At 75.2% G+C, this 16,814-nt stretch carries 12 protein-coding genes; 4 read left to right on the top strand and 8 right to left on the bottom strand.

What is annotated here, in order from left to right; genetic code table 11:
- A partial coding sequence (locus tag J5Y04_RS23820; protein WP_209414116.1) for a sigma-70 family RNA polymerase sigma factor occupies positions 1-1,335 on the top strand: 1,335 nt, incomplete at its 5' end.
- A 78-nt stretch (positions 1,336-1,413) separates the two neighbouring features.
- On the opposite strand, the gene sucD is transcribed toward J5Y04_RS23820, so the two are convergent.
- From sucD to J5Y04_RS23795, 5 genes are all read right to left on the bottom strand, one after another.
- A complete protein-coding gene (gene sucD / locus J5Y04_RS23815; protein ID WP_209414115.1) occupies positions 1,414-2,295 on the bottom strand; it encodes a succinate--CoA ligase subunit alpha in 882 nt (293 codons plus the stop codon).
- 19 nt (positions 2,296-2,314) lie between these two features.
- Positions 2,315-3,487, bottom strand: a complete 1,173-nt coding sequence (gene sucC, locus J5Y04_RS23810; RefSeq protein ID WP_209414114.1) for an ADP-forming succinate--CoA ligase subunit beta — start codon at positions 3,485-3,487, stop codon at positions 2,315-2,317.
- Positions 3,488-3,826: 339 nt separating this feature from the next.
- Positions 3,827-4,999, bottom strand: coding sequence for a VWA domain-containing protein (locus J5Y04_RS23805; RefSeq protein WP_209414113.1), 1,173 nt, complete (start codon positions 4,997-4,999; stop codon positions 3,827-3,829).
- A gap of 23 nt (positions 5,000-5,022) precedes the next feature.
- The gene (locus J5Y04_RS23800; RefSeq protein ID WP_209414112.1) at positions 5,023-7,359 is read right to left on the bottom strand and encodes a DUF5682 family protein; all 2,337 of its coding nucleotides are present in this window, start codon (positions 7,357-7,359) and stop codon (positions 5,023-5,025) included.
- 37 nt (positions 7,360-7,396) lie between these two features.
- Positions 7,397-8,479, bottom strand: coding sequence for an AAA family ATPase (locus J5Y04_RS23795; protein ID WP_209414111.1), 1,083 nt, complete (start codon positions 8,477-8,479; stop codon positions 7,397-7,399).
- Between the two features lie 176 nt (positions 8,480-8,655).
- On the opposite strand from J5Y04_RS23795, the gene J5Y04_RS23790 reads away from it, so the two are divergent.
- Both J5Y04_RS23790 and J5Y04_RS43275 read left to right on the top strand, forming a co-directional pair.
- Complete coding sequence (locus tag J5Y04_RS23790; RefSeq protein WP_209414110.1) at positions 8,656-9,978, top strand: SWIM zinc finger family protein; 1,323 nt, start codon at positions 8,656-8,658, stop codon at positions 9,976-9,978.
- 52 nt (positions 9,979-10,030) lie between these two features.
- Entirely contained in the window at positions 10,031-11,617 is a 1,587-nt protein-coding gene (locus J5Y04_RS43275; protein WP_209414109.1) for a DUF5691 domain-containing protein, read from the top strand.
- Between the two features lie 62 nt (positions 11,618-11,679).
- On the opposite strand, the gene J5Y04_RS23780 is transcribed toward J5Y04_RS43275, so the two are convergent.
- Complete coding sequence (locus J5Y04_RS23780) at positions 11,680-12,087, bottom strand: cobalamin B12-binding domain-containing protein (protein WP_148644434.1); 408 nt, start codon at positions 12,085-12,087, stop codon at positions 11,680-11,682.
- Between the two features lie 335 nt (positions 12,088-12,422).
- Here J5Y04_RS23780 and J5Y04_RS23775 point away from each other — a divergent pair, with 335 nt between their 5' ends.
- Positions 12,423-13,232, top strand: coding sequence for a M23 family metallopeptidase (locus J5Y04_RS23775; protein ID WP_209414108.1), 810 nt, complete (start codon positions 12,423-12,425; stop codon positions 13,230-13,232).
- 60 nt (positions 13,233-13,292) lie between these two features.
- Here the strand turns inward: J5Y04_RS23775 and pcrA are convergent, their stop codons facing one another.
- A complete protein-coding gene (gene pcrA, locus J5Y04_RS23770; protein ID WP_245205258.1) occupies positions 13,293-15,959 on the bottom strand; it encodes a DNA helicase PcrA in 2,667 nt (888 codons plus the stop codon).
- Positions 15,960-16,120: 161 nt separating this feature from the next.
- Positions 16,121-16,807, bottom strand: a complete 687-nt coding sequence (locus tag J5Y04_RS23765) for a response regulator transcription factor (protein ID WP_209414136.1) — start codon at positions 16,805-16,807, stop codon at positions 16,121-16,123.
- Positions 16,808-16,814: the final 7 nt, after the last annotated feature.

Here is a 16,814-nt window from a genome sequence, read left to right as displayed (position 1 = left end):
GGGCGGCCGGGCCCGGCCGGAGGCCGCCCGGGAGAGGCCGAGGCGCCCCCGGCCGCCGCGCCCGCCGCCGCACACGCCGACCCGACTCCCGCCACCGCACCCGCACCGCCCCGCACCGACCCGGCACCCACCGCCGCGCCCACCGCCGCGCCCACCGACCGCCGTGCGCCGGCGGGCGGGCGGCCGGCCCCCGTGAACGGGCAGCGGAGCACCACGGCCCCGGCCCGGCGGACCGGCGGTCCGGACGGCAGGCCGGACGCCGCGCCCCGGCGCGGGGAGCACGACCGGCCGGAGCCCGGGCCCCTGCCCCGCAAGGACGCCACGACCGCGGCGGCCCCGGCCTTCGAGGAGCTGTACGAGTCCGCCCACACCCGCCTCGTCCAGCAGGTCTTCCTCCTCACCGCGTGCCGGCACCGCGCCGCGCACTGCGTCCAGCGGGCCTTCGGCGAGGCGCGGCGGCAGTGGGACGACGTCGCCGCCGGCCCCGACCCGGAGGGGTGGGTGCGGGCGCGGGCCTGTGAGGCGGCGCTGTCGCCGTGGCACCGGGGCGGTCCGCGCCGGGCGCACGCGTGGCGGCTGCCGCACCGCCGGATCAAGGTCCGCCCGGCCGACGAGTCGCAGGCGGTGCTGCCGGACCACGACCGGCTGACCGACCGGGACCGCGCGCTGCTCAAGGCGCTCAAGCGGCTCTCCCGCCCGCAGCGCCGGGCGCTGGTGCTGCACGACGGCCTGGGCCTGCCGGCCGCCGCGGTGGCCGTCGAGGTGGAGTCGACGCTGGCGGCCGCCGAGGGCCGGGTCTGGGCGGCCCGGACGGCGCTGGCGCAGTGGGTGCCGGAGCTGGCCGGGCCGGACCCGGCGGCGGACGGCTTCGCGGACCGGCTGAGCGCGCTGCTGCACCGGGCGGCGGTCCGCGGCTGCCCGCAGCCGCACCGCCCTGCGGTGCCCCTGCTGCGGGCCCGGTACGGGCTGGCCTCCGCCACCCGGACGGGCGCGGCGGCGCTGATCTCGGTGGCCGTCGCCGGTGCCGCGGTCGCGACGCTGGCCGGCGGCGGGCCGGGCAAGCTGTTCCGGCCCGGCGGGGCGCCCGCCCCGACGCTCTGCGCTCCGGCGGCCGACGGCGCCGTCCCCGCTCCCCCGGACGCCCCGGTCACGGGCGTGCGCAGCCTCTGGTGCAGCACCACGCCGGGCGTCGAACCGGTGGTGGTCGACCCGCCGCCGCCCGGGGGCCGCCTGTGGGAGCTGCCGGCCGCGGGGCGCTCCGCCGACGCCCTGCCCCCGCCCGGCCCGGCCGCGTGCACCCTCTGGTCCCTGCGTCCCTGCGCGACCGACCACTGAGACCCGCCGGCCGGCCGCCGCAACGGCGAGCGCCCCCGCCCGGGATTCCGGACGGGGGCGCTCGACGAGCGGGTGGCGTCAGCCGATGAGCTCGCGCGCCAGGCGGGCGGTCTCGGACGGCGTCTTGCCGACCTTGACACCGGCGGCCTCAAGGGCCTCCTTCTTCGCCTGGGCGGTGCCCGAGGAGCCGGAGACGATGGCGCCGGCGTGGCCCATGGTCTTGCCCTCGGGGGCGGTGAAGCCCGCGACGTAGCCGACGACCGGCTTGGTGACGTGCTCGGCGATGTAGGCCGCGGCACGCTCCTCGGCGTCGCCGCCGATCTCACCGATCATGACGATGAGCTCGGTCTCCGGGTCCTCCTGGAACGCCTTGAGGGCGTCGATGTGGGTGGTGCCGATGACCGGGTCACCGCCGATGCCCACGGCCGAGGAGAAGCCGATGTCGCGCAGCTCGTACATGAGCTGGTAGGTCAGGGTGCCCGACTTCGAGACCAGGCCGATCTTGCCGGAGGTGGTGATGTCGGCCGGGATGATGCCGGCGTTCGACTGTCCGGGGCTGATCAGGCCGGGGCAGTTCGGGCCGATGATCCGGGTCTTGTTGCCCTTCGAACCGGCGTAGGCCCAGAAGGCGGCGGTGTCGTGCACCGGGACGCCCTCGGTGATGACGACGGCCAGGCCGATCTCGGCGTCGATGGCCTCGATGACGGCGGCCTTGGTGAAGGCCGGCGGCACGAAGAGGACGGAGACGTCGGCGCCGGTCTCCTTCATGGCCTCGGCGACGGAGCCGAAGACCGGGATCTCGGTGCCGTCGACGTCGACCGTGGTGCCGGCCTTGCGCGGGTTGACACCGCCGACGATCTGGGTGCCGGAGGCGAGCATGCGGCGGGTGTGCTTCATGCCCTCGGCGCCGGTCATGCCCTGAACGATGACCTTGCTGTCCTTGGTAAGGAAGATAGCCATGGTGTGAAAGTCCCCTTCCTTACTTGTTGGCCAGCTCGGCGGCGCGGTCGGCCGCGCCGTCCATGGTGTCCACGCGCTGGACCAGCGGGTGGTTCGCGTCGTCGAGGATCTTGCGACCCAGCTCCGCGTTGTTGCCGTCGAGACGGACGACGAGCGGCTTGGTGACGGCCTCGCCCTTCGACGAGAGCAGCTCCAGGGCCTGCACGATGCCGTTGGCCACGGCGTCGCACGCGGTGATGCCACCGAAGACGTTGACGAAGACCGACTTGACGTCGGGGTCGCCCAGGATGATCTCCAGGCCGTTGGCCATCACCTCGGCGGAGGCGCCGCCACCGATGTCGAGGAAGTTGGCGGGCTTGACGCCGCCGTGCTTCTCGCCCGCGTAGGCGACCACGTCGAGGGTGCTCATGACGAGACCCGCGCCGTTGCCGATGATGCCGACCTCGCCGTCGAGCTTGACGTAGTTCAGGCCCTTGGCCTTCGCCGCCGCCTCCAGCGGGTTGGCGGCGGCCTTGTCCTCGAGCGCCTCGTGCTCGGGCTGGCGGAACTCGGCGTTCTCGTCCAGGGAGACCTTGCCGTCGAGCGCGATGATCTTGCCGTCGCCGGACTTGATCAGCGGGTTGACCTCGACCAGGAGGGCGTCCTCCTTGATGAAGACGACCCAGAGCTTCTGCAGGACGTCGGCGACCTGGTCCGCGATCTCGGCCGGGAACTTCGCGGCGGCGACGATCTCGGCGGCCTTCTCCGGGGTGACACCCTCGTTGGCGTCGACCGGGATCTTGGCGAGCGCGTCGGGGTTCTGCTCGGCGACGACCTCGATCTCCACACCGCCCTCGACGCTGGCCATGGCCAGGAAGGTGCGGTTGGTGCGGTCCAGCAGGAACGAGACGTAGTACTCGTCCTTGATGTCCGCGGTCTGGGCCAGCATCACCTTGTGAACGGTGTGGCCCTTGATGTCCATGCCGAGGATCGCCTCGGCCTTGGCGACGGCGTCCGCCGGGTCGGCGGCGAGCTTCACGCCACCGGCCTTGCCTCGGCCACCCACCTTCACCTGAGCCTTGACGACGGCGCGGCCGCCGAAGCGCTCCGCGATGGCGGCAGCGTCTGCGGCGGTCTCGATGACATCACCGTCAAGCACGGGAACACCGTGCTTGGCGAAGAGGTCCCTCGCCTGGTACTCGAACAGGTCCACGTGTTTGTCCTTGTTCGTGGTCGCGGATTGTGTCTCTACGAGCGTGCCACGGCAGGATCTTCGCTGCGGGTCGTCGGGGCGGTGCGGGTACGCAGAAGTACGGCCTTGCGGCCCACACAGCCACGGGCGCACACGTCAATCAACACGCGCGTCACGTCCGTCTGGCAGGTTATCCCCGGACGACGGGAGTGTTTCGCCCGGGACCGGCCCGTCTTGGGTGAGAACCGTCACAGCGAGCCTGCCTCCGCGTGTCGGGCGCCCTGCTCAGCGGGCGGGCGGAACCGGGGGGTCCGGGCGGGTGCGGGTTCGCTCGTCCGGGTGAACCCGCACCCCGGGTGATCAGGTTTCCCGCTCCGGCACCGGGATCGGCCGCCGCTCGATCGCCGCCGCCATGATCTCCGGGAAGGCGTCGGGGGTGCAGGCGAACGCGGGGGCTCCGAGCGCGGCCAGCGCCGCCGCGTGCGCGTGGTCGTACGCGGGGGCGCCTTCGTCGGAGAGCGCGAGCAGCGCGATGAACTGGACACCGGCCGCCTTCATCGCCGCCACCCGCTTGAGCATCCCGTCCCGGACGCCGCCCTCGTAGAGGTCGCTGATCAGCACCACGACCGTCTCCGACGGGCGGGTGATCCTCGACTGGCAGTAGGCGAGCGCCCGGTTGATGTCGGTGCCGCCGCCGAGCCGCGTGGCGAACAGGACGTCCACCGGGTCGGTGAGCTGCTCGGTGAGGTCGGCCACCGCGGTGTCGAAGACGACCAGGCGGGTGTCCAGCGACCTCATCGAGGCGAGCACCGCGCCGAAGACGGCCGCGTGCACGACGGACGGGGCCATCGAGCCGGACTGGTCGACGCAGAGGATGACGTCCTTCCTCACCGCGCGCCGGGCCCGGGCGTGGCCGACCAGCCGCTCGGGGACGACCGTGCCGTGCTCGGGCAGGTGGTTCTTCAGGTTGGCCCGGATGGTGCGGTCCCAGTCGATGTCGCGGTGGCGCGGGCGGTTCACCCTGGCACTGCGGTCCAGCGCGCCGCCCAGGGTGGCGCGGGTGCGGTCGGCGAGCCGGCGCTCCAGCTCGGCGACCACCCTGCCGACCACCGCGCGGGCCGTCTCCCGGGTCGTCTCGGGCAGCGCGTGCTTGAGCGAGAGCAGGGTGGCGACCAGGTGGACGTCGGGCTCGACGGCCTCCAGCATCTCCGGCTCCAACAGCAGCCGGTCCAGGCCGAGCCGGGTGATGGCGTCCTGCTGCATCAGCCGGACGACGGTGGACGGGAAGTACGCGCGGATGTCGCCCAGCCAGCGCGCCACCTGCGGCGCCGAGGCGCCCAGGCCCGCGCCGCGGCGACCCGCCCGGCCCGCCCGGCCCTCCTCGGGCGCCCCGCGGTAGAGCGCGCCGAGCGCGCCGTCCATCGCGGCGTCCCGGCCGCGCAGGGTGCAGCCCGTGCCGTCCGCCTCGCCGCCGAGCACCAGCCGCCAGCGGCGCAGCCGCTCCTCGGCGGCGAGGGGGGTGGTCACTGCCATCGGTGCTCCTTCGTGGTCTGCGGTCAGGTGTCGCGGCCGGCGGCCTGGCGCGGGATGCGTGCCACGCCGCCGCCGGGGTCGGCCGGGCGGCCGGGCAGGCCGAGCAGTGTCGCGACCACCGGCAGGGCGGCGTCGGCCCGGGCCCGGTCGAGCCCGGGACCGGTGTCGTCGTCCGCCGCCGGCTCGGCGCCGAGCGGGCCGGCCGCGACCCGGCTGCCGACGGTGGTCCGGACGCCCGCCTCCAGGGCGGAGAAGGTGCGGCGCAGCAGCGGCAGCACGTCGGTGAAGGCCTCGGTCGGCACCGCCGTCAGCCAGGCGTCGAGCAGGCCCAGCAGGCGCGGGTCGTGCAGCAGCAGGGCGCCGCCGCCCGCGAGGAAGCCCTCGACCCAGCCGGCCGCGTCGGCCGGGGAGTTGGCGGCCGAGAGGACCAGGCCCATGCGGCGGCCGGCCTCCTCGGGGTCGAGGCGTCCGTCGTCCAGCAGCAGCCGGACGGCGCGGCCGCGCAGCAGGCCGGGGGCGCCGGTGGCGGGGCCGCCGGCCGGTTCGCGGCGGGCGACCGCCCGCAGGGTGGCGGCCCACCGCTCGGCGAGGTCGCCGTCCGGTGCCAGCAGGCCGATCGCGCCGTGCACCTCGTCGAGGTGGCCGCGCATCGCCGCCGCGCGGGTGGCGTCCAACCCGGTGCAGGCGGGCGGCAGGCCGACGCAGATCCGGTCGGCGAGGCCGGCCGCGACCCCGGCGAGCGCACCGTCGTCGGTGCCGCGGACGTCGCCGTAGCGCAGTGCGCGGACCAGCGCGGGCAGCGCGCCGGCGAGGTGGGCGACGTCGGTGTCCAGCGCGGCGCGGTCGGCGAGCACCCGCATCACCGCCGGCAGGGCGCCGCCGAGCCCGGCGAGCAGGCAGGTCTCCACCAGGCCGGTCAGCTCGGCGAGTTCCGTCGCCGCCCGGGCCGTGGCGGCGGCCTTCCCGGCCGCCGCGGCCTCGACCGTGGTGCCCCACTGGGCGGCCTCGGCGATCCGGACGGCGAAATCGGGCTGCCAGCAGAGCCGCCAGCTCTCGCGGAACGTGCCCGTCGAGCTCACCGCGGACCGGACGGGCACGCCCCAGTCGATGCCGAGCAGCCGCAGCCGGTGCAGCAGCCGGGAGCGGGCCGCGCCGGTCTCCTCGCGCAGGTCCAGGTCGAGCTCGCGCGGCTCCGGACCGGGCTTGAGCCGCAGCGAGCGCTGGAGCCCGGTGAGGTCCCGCTGGAGGGGCACCGCCGGGGCGCCGTCCGGGACCTCGCCGAGCGCGTCTCCGATCACCAGCCGGTCCTGCACCAGGGCGAGGGCGACGTCCGAGCCGTCGCACATCACCGCGCGGACGGCGTCCAGCGTCTCGGCCAGGCCGGCCAGCGGGCGGCCGCGGACCACGGCGAGCGTCCGGGCCAGCCGGACGGCCTCGATGACGTGGGCGGAGGAGACCGGGTGGTCCTCGGCCCGGAGCAGCTCGGCGGCCCTGGTCAGCCAGGAGGGCAGCGGGTCGCCCGGTTCCGCGAACAGGTGGCGGTACCAGCCCGGCGAGACGATCCCGGCGCCGTAGCCGCCGGCCTGCGCGAGCCGGCGGTGCGTCCAGGGCACCCAGGTGATGTCGGTCCTCACCTTCCTCGGCAGGCCGGCCAGCAGGGCCCGGTCGTGGGCGACGGTCGGCATGGCGGCCAGTGCGGGCACGTGGAAGGCGCCGCAGACCACGGCGATCCGCCGGTGCCCGGCCCGCTTGGCGGCCCTGATCTGCCGGCGCATGTACGCCTCGCGCAGGTCGTCCCGCCGGGCGGCGCCGCCCGCCACCCCGGCCTCGCGCAGCGCCGTCATCGCCTCGGCCACCGCGGCGAACGGGGCCAGTGCGTCGGCGCCGGGCGAGCGGTGCTCGACCACGTCCTCCCACCAGCGCTCCGGGTCGTCGTGGCCGGCGGCCTCGGCGAGCAGCCCGATCGGGTCCCCCGGCCGTTCCTCCGCGCCCGCGCCGCCGGCCCCCTCCCCGGCGCCGGTGTCCGCCGCGAGGCCGTACGCCGCCGGGAGGTCGATGAAGTGCACCGGCAGTCCGGCGTCGACGCCGTACCGGATCGCCACCCACTCCGGGGAGAACTCGGCGTACGGCCAGAACGCGGCGCGGGCCGGGTCGTCCACGGCGTGGGCGAGCAGGGCGACCGGCGGCACCATCGTCTTCTCGCCCGCCAGCCCGATGATCGGATCGGCCTCCGGCGGGCCCTCGACCAGCACCACGTCCGGCTCCAGCCGCTCCAGCGCGGCCGCCACCGCGCGGGCCGAACCGGGCCCGTGGTGCCGCACCCCCAGCAGGGTCACCTCTGCACCGTTCCGCTCGCTCATCGCGCCCTCCCTCCTCCAACGTCGAACTGCGATGCGATCAGCGGGCGTTCTCTCGGGCGGCGCGGTAGAAGTCCTTCCAGCCGTCACGCTCCCGCAGCACGCCCTCGACGTACTCGCGCCACACCACCTGATCGGCCGCCGGATCGCGCACGACGGCCCCGATCACACCGGCGGCGACGTCCCCGGCCCGCAGCACGCCGTCCCCGAAGTGCGCGGCCAGCGCCATGCCGTTGGTCACCACCGAGATCGCCTCGGCCGTCGACAGGGTGGCGCTCGGCGACTTCACCTTCGTCCGGCCGTCCACCGTGACCCCGGCCCGGAGCTCGCGGAAGACGGTGACCACCCGCCGGATCTCCTCGGCGCCGCCGGGCAGTTCGGGCAGCTCCAGCGAGCGGCCGAGCTGGCCGACCCGCCGGGTGACGATCTCCACCTCCTCCTCCAGCGAGCCGGGCAGTGGCAGCACCACGGTGTTGAACCGCCGGCGCAGGGCGCTCGACAGCTCGTTCACGCCGCGGTCCCGGTCGTTGGCGGTGGCGATCAGGTTGAAGCCCCGCACCGCCTGCGTCTCGCCACCCAGCTCCGGCACCGGCAGCGTCTTCTCCGACAGGATGGTGATCAGGCTGTCCTGCACGTCGGCCGGAATGCGGGTCAGCTCCTCGACCCGGGCGATCTTCCCGTCCGTCATCGCCCGCATCAGCGGCGACGGCACCAGCGCCTCCCGGCTCGGCCCGTTGGTCAGCAGCTGCGCGTAGTTCCACCCGTACCGGAGGGCCTCCTCCGGCGTACCGGCCGTGCCCTGCACCAGCAGCGTCGAATCGCCGCTGACCGCGGCCGCGAGATGCTCCGACACCCACGTCTTCGCCGTCCCCGGCACGCCGAGCAGCAGCAGCGCGCGGTCCGTCGCCAGCGTCGTCACGGCGACCTCGACCACCCGGCGCGGCCCGACGTACTTGGGCGTGACCACCGTTCCGTCCGGCAGTTCGCCGCCCAGCAGGTAGGTGGCCACCGCCCACGGGGACAGCTTCCAGCGTTCGGGGCGCGGACGGTCGTCCTGCGCGGCCAGCGCGGCCAGCTCCGCCGCGAAGGCGTGCTCCGCGTGCTGCCGCAGAACGTCGGTCATAGGGGCTCCTTCGGGTCGGCCGCCGGACACACCCGTGGCGGGCGGCGAGGTGATCGGGGGGAGCCAGGTCGGCGTCCCGGCCTGCGGGAACAAGCCTGCACCGGCCCACTGACAATCCTGACCGGACCTCAGTTCGGCCACCGGGACTGTCAGTCCCCGGATCTACCGTCGTCGGCATGGAGGAACGCTGGAGCACCGAACACGTCCTGTCCCTGGCGCCCGACGCCGCCTCGCGGAAGGCGGCGGGCAAGCTCTCCTCGCCCGCGTCCTGGTCGGCCACGGGCACCGACGGCAGCGCGCTCTGGGGCGAGTGCGGCGGCAGCGGGCGCACGCCCTACCGGACGGTGGTCGAGCTGGCCACGCCCGCCTACACGTGCACCTGCCCGAGCCGGAAGTTCCCCTGCAAGCACGCCCTCGGGCTGCTGCTGCTCTGGAGCGGCACCCCCGGGGCCGTCCCGGCCGCCGAGCCCACCGACTGGGCGTCCGACTGGCTGACGGCGCGACGGGAACGGGCCGGGCTGCGCCCCGTCCGGCCCGAGGCCCCCGCCGACCCGGCCGCCGCCCGCCGGCGCGCCGAGAAGCGCTCCGCCCGGGTCGCCGCCGGCGCCGCCGAACTGCGGCTGCGACTGACCGACCGGATCCGCCACGGCCTGGCCGACCGGTCCGCCGGCGGCCCCTGGGAGGAGGTCGCGGCCCGCATGGTCGACGCCCAGGCGACCGGCCTCGCCGCCCGCGTCCGCGAACTCGACAGCACCCCCCAGCAACACCTCCTCGAGGAGTACGCCATGCTCCACCTGCTCGCCACCGCCGCCACCCGGGTCGACGAACTGCCCGCCCCGCTCGCCGCCACCGTCCGCGCCCGGGTCGGCTACACCACGGACACCGCCGACCTCCTGTCCGGCCCGACCGTCCGCGACCGCTGGCACGTCCTCGGCAGCCGCACCTCGCCGATGGACGGCGGCGCCGACGACCGCCTCACCACCCGCCGCCTCTGGCTGCGCGGCGCCAAGACCGGCCGCACCGCCCTCCTGCTCGCCTTCGGCCGCCCCGGCCAGGCCCCCGACCTCGCCCTCCCCACCGGCCACGTCCTCGAAGCCGACCTCGCCTTCCACCCCGGCGCCCGTCCGCTGCGCGCCGTCCTCGGCACCCGCTACGGCGCCCCCGAGCCCGGCCCCGCCACCCCGCCGCCCGGCCTCACCGCCGCCGAGGCCGTCGCCGGGTACGGCACCGCCGTCGCCGACGACCCCTGGCTCGACGCCTGGCCCACCGTCCTCACCGCCACCGTCCCCGTCCTCACCCCCGACGGCTGGCACCTCACCGACGGCCGGCACACCCTCCCCGTCCACCGCGCCGCCACCCCCGAGCCCGCCCTCTGGCGGCTCGCCGCCGTCTCCACCGGCCGCCCCCTCACCGTCTTCGGCGAGCACGGTCACCGGGGCTTCACCCCCGTCACCGCCTGGGGCCCCGACCACCGCCCGATCAACCTCACCACCCCGTAACCGGCGCCCGCCGAGCGCCCGCACCACCCACACCACAACCTCAGGAGCCCACGTGCCCGACCCCTGGGAGTCCCTCCGCACTACCGCCCTCCTAGGCACCGACCGCCGCGCGCTCCCCGAGCTCCACGGCGAGTCCCCCGCCCACCAGGCCATCGACCGCACCGACCCCGCCACCGCCCTCCTCGAACTCGCCGCCCTGGAGACCGTCCGCCGCCGGGCCGGCGCCGTCCCCACCCCCGTCGCCGGGCCCCTCGCCGCCCCCGCCCCCGAGGACGACCGCCCCGAGCTCCCCGCCCCCGCCGCCCGCCGCCTCTCCGTCCTCCTCGGCACCCGCGGCACCGGCACCGCCGCCCTGGCCGGCCTCGCCGAACTGCTCCCCCAGTGGCTCGCCACCGCCCGGGCCCGCGGCTTCCGCCCGCCCGCCGTGCTCGTCCCGGCGCTGCTCGACGCCGCCCGCGCCCGCAGCGAGCTGCGGCCCGACGCGGTCGCCCTGGCCGGGCCGCTCGGCCGCTGGCTCGCCCCCCGCAACCCCGACTGGCGCTTCGTCCTGCGCACCACCGCCGGAGCACCCGCCGGCACCGCCGGGCCCGGCGACGACCGCCTCTGGCACGAGGGCCTCTTCGCCGAGCGCGTCACCCACCTCACGCTGCTCCGCCGCAGCGAGCCCGCCGCCGGCCTCGCCCTGCTCCGGAGCACCTGGCCCGGCGAGCGCGCCGAGGACCGCCTGCTCTTCCTGGACGCCCTCCAGGACGGCCTCTCCCTCGCGGACGAGCCCTTCCTGGAAGCCGCCCTCGGCGACCGCAGCAAGAACGTCCGCGCCACCGCCGCCGAACTGCTCTCGACGCTCCCCGGCTCCACCCTCGCCGACCGCATGGCCGAACGCGCCCGGGCCGCCGTCCGCCTCTCCGAACGCGGCACGCACCTGCTGGTCACCCCGCCCGCCGAATGCGACCCGGCGATGCAGCGCGACGGCATACCGCTCAGGTCGCCGACCGGGCGCGGCGAACGGGCCTGGTGGTTCGGCGAGGTGATCGCCGCGGCACCGCTGTCCGTCTGGCACGAGACCACCGGCCTGACCCCGGGCGAGCTCCTCACCCTGCGGGTCGGCGACAGCATCGACGAGACCAACAGCAGCTGGGCCGACGACCTGCGCGAGGCCTGGGCCCGGGCCGCCGTCCGCCAGCAGGACGCCGGCTGGGCCCGGGCGCTCCTCGGCCCGGCCCCCGTCCCCGCACCGGACCACCGGCGGGCCCGCCCGCCCCGGACGACGGGCGCCCCCGCCAAGCTGCTCTCCGTCCTGCCCCCCGCCGAACGCGCCGCCTGGACGGCCGCGTTCATCGAGGTGCACGGCCTCGGCGAGGCCTTCCAACTGCTCGGCGCCTGCGCCACCCCGTGGACGCCGCCGCTCTCCACCGCCGTGGTCGCCGCCCTCGCCCGGGCCGCCGCCTCCGGCGCGTACCCGTGGAGCCACAGCGGGGTGCTCGGGATGACCGAGCGCGCACTCGCCCCCGGGACCGCCGCCGCCGTCGAGGAGCTGGCCGCCGGCACCGCCCCGGCCACCGCCTGGGCCGAGACCTTCACCCGGCTGGCCGCCACGCTGCGGTTCCGCGAGGCCATGCTCGCCGAGCTCGGCGCCTGACCCGGGAACGCACGCGGGCCGGTACGGGGGTGATCCCCGTACCGGCCCGTCGGGCGGCGTTCCTAGCCGGCGGCCCGGAGGTTCGCCTCGACCCACGCCACCACGTCCCGGGTCGGCGTGCCCGGGGTGAAGATGTCGGCGACGCCCATGGCCTTGAGCTCGACGATGTCCTCGTCCGGGATGATCCCGCCGCAGAAGACCTTGATGTCCTCCGCCTCGCGCTCCTTCAGCAGCTCCAGCACCCGCGCGCAGAGCGTCATGTGCGCGCCGGAGAGGACCGACAGCCCGATGCCGTCCGCGTCCTCCTGGATCGCGGTGTCGACGATCTGCTCGGGCGTCTGGTGCAGGCCGGTGTAGATGACCTCCATACCGGCGTCGCGCAGGGCACGCGCGATGACCTTGGCGCCGCGGTCGTGACCGTCGAGCCCGGGCTTGGCGACCACCACACGGATCGGCCCTGACACACCCATCACTGCCTCCTGGACTTCGTCGTCCACCACCCCAGACCTCGTCGGGCACGGGCGCGGTTAACCACCAATAACAAACCTGAGGGGAGGTTAGCGCCACCCGGCCCCGCCGACCGTGCCGCCCCTCAAGAGGAGGGGAAAATCACAGCCCAACCGCTTGCTACCCGCCGGTCACCTCGAGTCTTCCACCGGCGGGCCCGCAAAAATCCGTCCACGGCCCGCCAACTCCCCTCTTGACTTACGGACTTTTGTCCGCATGTCGGCGTTACGGCTACAGTCTCGGCAGTTTTCCCCTCGCCCGACGACGTGCCCGAGGCCCACCGAGGAGGCAGCCCCCGATGGCTCCCGACGCCGCCGCCCGCCCGACCCGGGCGGAGCTGCGCCTGGCCGCCCGCGAGCAGTCGCGCGCCCAGCGCCGCGGCGCCGCCAAGGCCGCCACCCGGACGGCGCTGCTGCGCGTCGCCCTGCCCTCGGTGGCCGCGCTCGGAGTGGCGGCGGCCGCCGCCGTCACCGTCCAGGGCGAGGCCGGCCAGCAGCGCACCCAGGCCGCCGGCCTGGTTCCCGAGCAGGCCACGGCCGCGGACGCGCCGGACAACGCGCCCGCCCGAGCCGCCGCCCAGCAGGCGCTCGCCGTGGACGGCGCCGGCCAGGCCTCCCGCGGCGACGCCCGCCAGCCGCTCTCCGGCGACCAGCCCGCCCCCGCCCCGGCTGCCCAGCCGGCCGCCGAGCCCACCGCCGAACCGGCCCAGCCCAAGGTGGTCATGCCGGTCGCCCAGCACGGCCTCGGCGAGCTGTTCGGGGAGGCCGGCACCCACTGGGCCAACCGCCACACCGGGATCGACTTCCCCGTCGACGGCGGCACCCCGGTCATGGCCGTCACCGACGGCACGATCCGCACGCAGTGGAACCCGTCGTACGGCTACATGACGATCTTGAAGATGTCCGACGGCACCGAGGCCTGGTACTGCCACCTGCGGGCGTACAAGATCCGCAAGGGGCCGGTGAAGCAGGGCGACGTCATCGCCTTCGTCGGCAGCAGCGGCAACAGCACCGGGCCGCACCTGCACTTCGAGATCCGGCCGCCCGGCGGCAGCGGGCCGGTCGACCCGCTGCCGTGGTTCCTCGCCAACGGCCTGGACCCGCGCTGACCGAGCCGCCGGCCGTCCGGGCACCGGCTGCCCGGCCGGCGACCCCCGGGCCGCCGGCCGTCAGAGCTTCTCCACCGGCGCGTACCGCAGCAGCAGCTGCTTGCGCCCCTCCGTCCCGAAGTCGACGGTGGCCTGCGCCTTGTCCCCGACGCCCGTGGTGGCCACCACCGTGCCCAGCCCGAAGGTGTCGTGGGTGACCCGGTCCCCGACCGCCAGGGCCACGACCTCCCGCTCGACGGCCGCGCCGGCCCGCCGCGCCGACTGCCCCCAGCCCGCCTTCGGCGAGGCCGCAGCCCCGCCGCGCGCCCCGCCGCGCGAGGACCCGCCGGAACCACCCGAGCCGCCGAAGCCCGAGCCGGTGGACCTGCCGCCCCAGGACGACCCCGAGGAGTACCCGCGCGAGGCCGGCACCGGGGCCGCCCCCGTCCGCTTCCACTCCACCAGGTTCTCCGGGATCTCCTCCAGGAACCGCGAGGCCGGGTTGTACGAGGGCTGGCCCCAGGCGCTGCGCAGCACCGAGCGGGTCAGGTAGAGCCGCTCCCGCGCGCGGGTGAGCCCGACGTACGCGAGCCGCCGCTCCTCCTCCAGCTCCTTGACCTGGTTGAGCGCCCGCATGTGCGGGAAGATCCCGTCCTCCATGCCGGTCAGGAAGACCACCGGGAACTCCAGGCCCTTGGCGGTGTGCAGGGTCATCATCGTGATGACGCCCTGCCCCTCCTCGTCCTCGTCCGGGATCTGGTCGGAGTCGGCGACCAGCGCGACCCGCTCCAGGAAGTCGGCCAGCGAGCCGACCGGCGGCGCACCGTCCTCGCCCGCGTCGGGCCGCTCGCCAGGGTCCTGCTCGTACTCCAGGGCCACCGACGCGAGCTCCTGGAGGTTCTCCACCCGGGTCTCGTCCTGGGGGTCGGTCGAGGACTGGAGCTCGGCGAGGTACCCCGTCTCCTCCAGCACCGCCTCCAGCACCGCGGCCGGCCCGGCGCCCGAGGCGACGACCTGCCGCAGCCCGGCCATCAGCTCGTTGAACTTGCGCACCGCGTTCGCCGAGCGCGCGGCCATCCCGTACGCCTCGTCCACCCGCTGGAGCGCCTGCGCGAAGGAGATCCGCTCGCGCGAGGCCAGCGCGTCGATCATCGCCTCGGCCCGCTCGCCGATGCCTCGCTTGGGCACGTTGAGGATCCGGCGCAGCGGCACGGTGTCCTCCGGATTGGAGAGCACCCGCAGGTACGCCAGGACGTCCCTGACCTCCTTGCGCTCGTAGAAGCGCACCCCGCCGACCACCTTGTAGGGCAGGCCGACCCGGATGAACACCTCCTCGAACACACGGGACTGCGCGTTGGTCCGGTAGAAGATCGCGACATCGCCGGGCTTGGCGTCGCCCGCGTCGGTCAGCCGGTCGATCTCGTCGGCGATGAACTGGGCCTCGCCGTGCTCGTCGTCCGCGACGTACCCGACGACCTTCTCGCCGTGGTCGCCGGCCGTCCAGAGCTTCTTCTCCCGGCGGCTGGTGTTCCGCTCGATGACGGCGTTGGCGGCGCTCAGGATGGTCTGGGTGGAGCGGTAGTTCTGCTCCAGCAGGATCGTGGTCGCGTTCGGGTAGTCCTCCTCGAACTGGAGGATGTTGCGGATCGTCGCGCCGCGGAAGGCGTAGATCGACTGGTCCGCGTCACCGACGACGCAGAGCTCGGCCGGCGGCACCTCGGCCAGCCGCCCGGCCGCCGGGTTCACGAAGTCCCCGTCCACGGTGCGCTTCGGGGCACTGGCGACGGCGCCCCCGCTGAGCTCGCGCACCAGCATGTACTGGGCGTGGTTGGTGTCCTGGTACTCGTCGACCAGGATGTGCCGGAACCGCCGCCGGTAGTGCTCCGCGACGTCGGGGAAGGCCTGGAGCAGGTTCACCGTCGTCATGATGATGTCGTCGAAGTCGAGCGCGTTGGCCTCGCGCAGCCGCCGCTGGTAGAGGAAGTACGCCTCGGCGAGCTTCTTCTCCATCGGGTTGGCGGCCTGGTCCGCGTAGGTCTCCTCGTCGATCAGCTCGTTCTTCAGGTTGCTGATCTTCGCGGTGAAGGACTTCGGCGGGAACTGCTTCGGGTCGAGGTCGAGGTCCCGGCAGACCAGGGACATCAGCCGCTGCGAGTCCGCCGAGTCGTAGATCGAGAACGACGAGGTGAAGCCGAGCAGCTTGGACTCGCGGCGCAGGATCCGCACGCAGGCGCTGTGGAAGGTGGAGACCCACATCGCCCGGGCCCGCGGCCCGACCAGCTGCTCGACGCGCTCGCGCATCTCGCCGGCCGCCTTGTTGGTGAAGGTGATCGCCAGGATCTCGCCCGGCTGCACCCCGCGGGCGCCCAGCAGGTGGGCGATCCGGTGGGTCAGCACCCGCGTCTTGCCGGAGCCGGCGCCGGCCACGATGAGCAGCGGCGAGCCCGCGTGCAGCACGGCCTCGCGCTGCGGGTCGTTCATCCCCTCCAGCAGCTGGGCCGGGTCGACCACGGTGCGGGGGGCGCCGTTGCGGTACCAGGAGTCCCGCTCGGTCTCCGCGGCGTGGTCGGTCCGGAAGAGCCCCTCCGGGATCGCCTCCTCGTACGCGTCGTACGGGACGTCGTCCTCGTACGGCGGCGGCTCCTCGTCAATGGGCGCGGCGGCGGGCTGCTGCTTCGACCCGGCGGCGGGCCCGGCGGCGGGGGCCTCGAAACCGGGGAGCGGGAGGTCGTCAAAGAGGCTACTCATGGCACTCCGAGTCTATGGCCACGCACCGACAGGCCCGGGCCGGTTCACGGGGGCCGCCTCCGCCACCCCTCCGGAGCAGGGGTTTCCCGGGAGCCGGTACGACGTGGGCCCGCCCCTCCGGAGCCGGAGGGGCGGGCCCACGTCGTACCGCGGAGCGGGCGTCAGACCAGGCGGCGGGCGGTGGCCCAGCGGGTCAGCTCGTGCCGGTTGCTCAGCTGGAGCTTGCGCAGCACCGCCGAGACGTGGCTCTCCACCGTCTTCACCGAGATGAAGAGCTGCTTGGCGATCTCCTTGTACGCGTAGCCGCGCGCGATCAGCCGCAGCACCTCGCGCTCGCGCTGGGTCAGCCGGTCGAGGTCCTCGTCCACCGGCGGGGTGTCGGTGGCGGCGAAGGCGTCCAGCACGAAACCGGCCAGCCGGGGCGAGAACACCGCGTCGCCGTCGGAGATCCGGAAGATCGCGTTGACCAGGTCGGTGCCGGTGATGGTCTTGGTGACGTAACCGCGGGCACCGCCGCGGATCACGCCGATCACGTCCTCGGCGGCGTCGGAGACGGAGAGCGCGAGGAACTTCACCCCGCCCTGCTCGCCCATCAGCCCGGCCGAGCGGCGCAGCACCTCGACCCCGCCCCCGCCGGGCAGGTGGACGTCGAGCAGCACCACGTCCGGCCTGGTCTCGGCGACCACCCGGACCGCCGACTCGACGTCGTCGGCCTCGCCGACCACGTCGATCCCGGTCGCCTCGGTGCGCCCGATCTCGGCCCGGACCCCGGTGCGGAACATCCGGTGGTCGTCGACCAGCACGACCCGCGCGACCCGCCCCTCGCCGTCGGCCGGGGGCACCCCCATCGGCGCT

The sequence above is a fragment of the Kitasatospora sp. RG8 genome, from assembly GCF_017813315.1.
GTDB lineage: Bacteria > Actinomycetota > Actinomycetes > Streptomycetales > Streptomycetaceae > Kitasatospora.
Note: the sequence above shows the minus strand (reverse complement) of the source record. Positions and strands in the feature narration are given on the sequence as shown.

Excerpts from the sequence above, each read along its gene's own strand:
- sucD (WP_209414115.1), bottom strand. The coding sequence starts at position 2,295 with ATGGCTATCTTCCTTACCAAGGACAGCAAGGTCATCGTTCAGGGCATG.
- J5Y04_RS23805 (WP_209414113.1), bottom strand. The coding sequence starts at position 4,999 with ATGGCAGTGACCACCCCCCTCGCCGCCGAGGAGCGGCTGCGCCGCTGG.
- J5Y04_RS23800 (WP_209414112.1), bottom strand. The coding sequence starts at position 7,359 with ATGAGCGAGCGGAACGGTGCAGAGGTGACCCTGCTGGGGGTGCGGCAC.
- J5Y04_RS23795 (WP_209414111.1), bottom strand. The coding sequence starts at position 8,479 with ATGACCGACGTTCTGCGGCAGCACGCGGAGCACGCCTTCGCGGCGGAG.
- J5Y04_RS23790 (WP_209414110.1), top strand. The coding sequence starts at position 8,656 with ATGGAGGAACGCTGGAGCACCGAACACGTCCTGTCCCTGGCGCCCGAC.
- J5Y04_RS23780 (WP_148644434.1), bottom strand. The coding sequence starts at position 12,087 with ATGGGTGTGTCAGGGCCGATCCGTGTGGTGGTCGCCAAGCCCGGGCTC.
- J5Y04_RS23775 (WP_209414108.1), top strand. The coding sequence starts at position 12,423 with ATGGCTCCCGACGCCGCCGCCCGCCCGACCCGGGCGGAGCTGCGCCTG.
- pcrA (WP_245205258.1), bottom strand. The coding sequence starts at position 15,959 with ATGAGTAGCCTCTTTGACGACCTCCCGCTCCCCGGTTTCGAGGCCCCC.
- J5Y04_RS23765 (WP_209414136.1), bottom strand. The coding sequence starts at position 16,807 with ATGGGGGTGCCCCCGGCCGACGGCGAGGGGCGGGTCGCGCGGGTCGTG.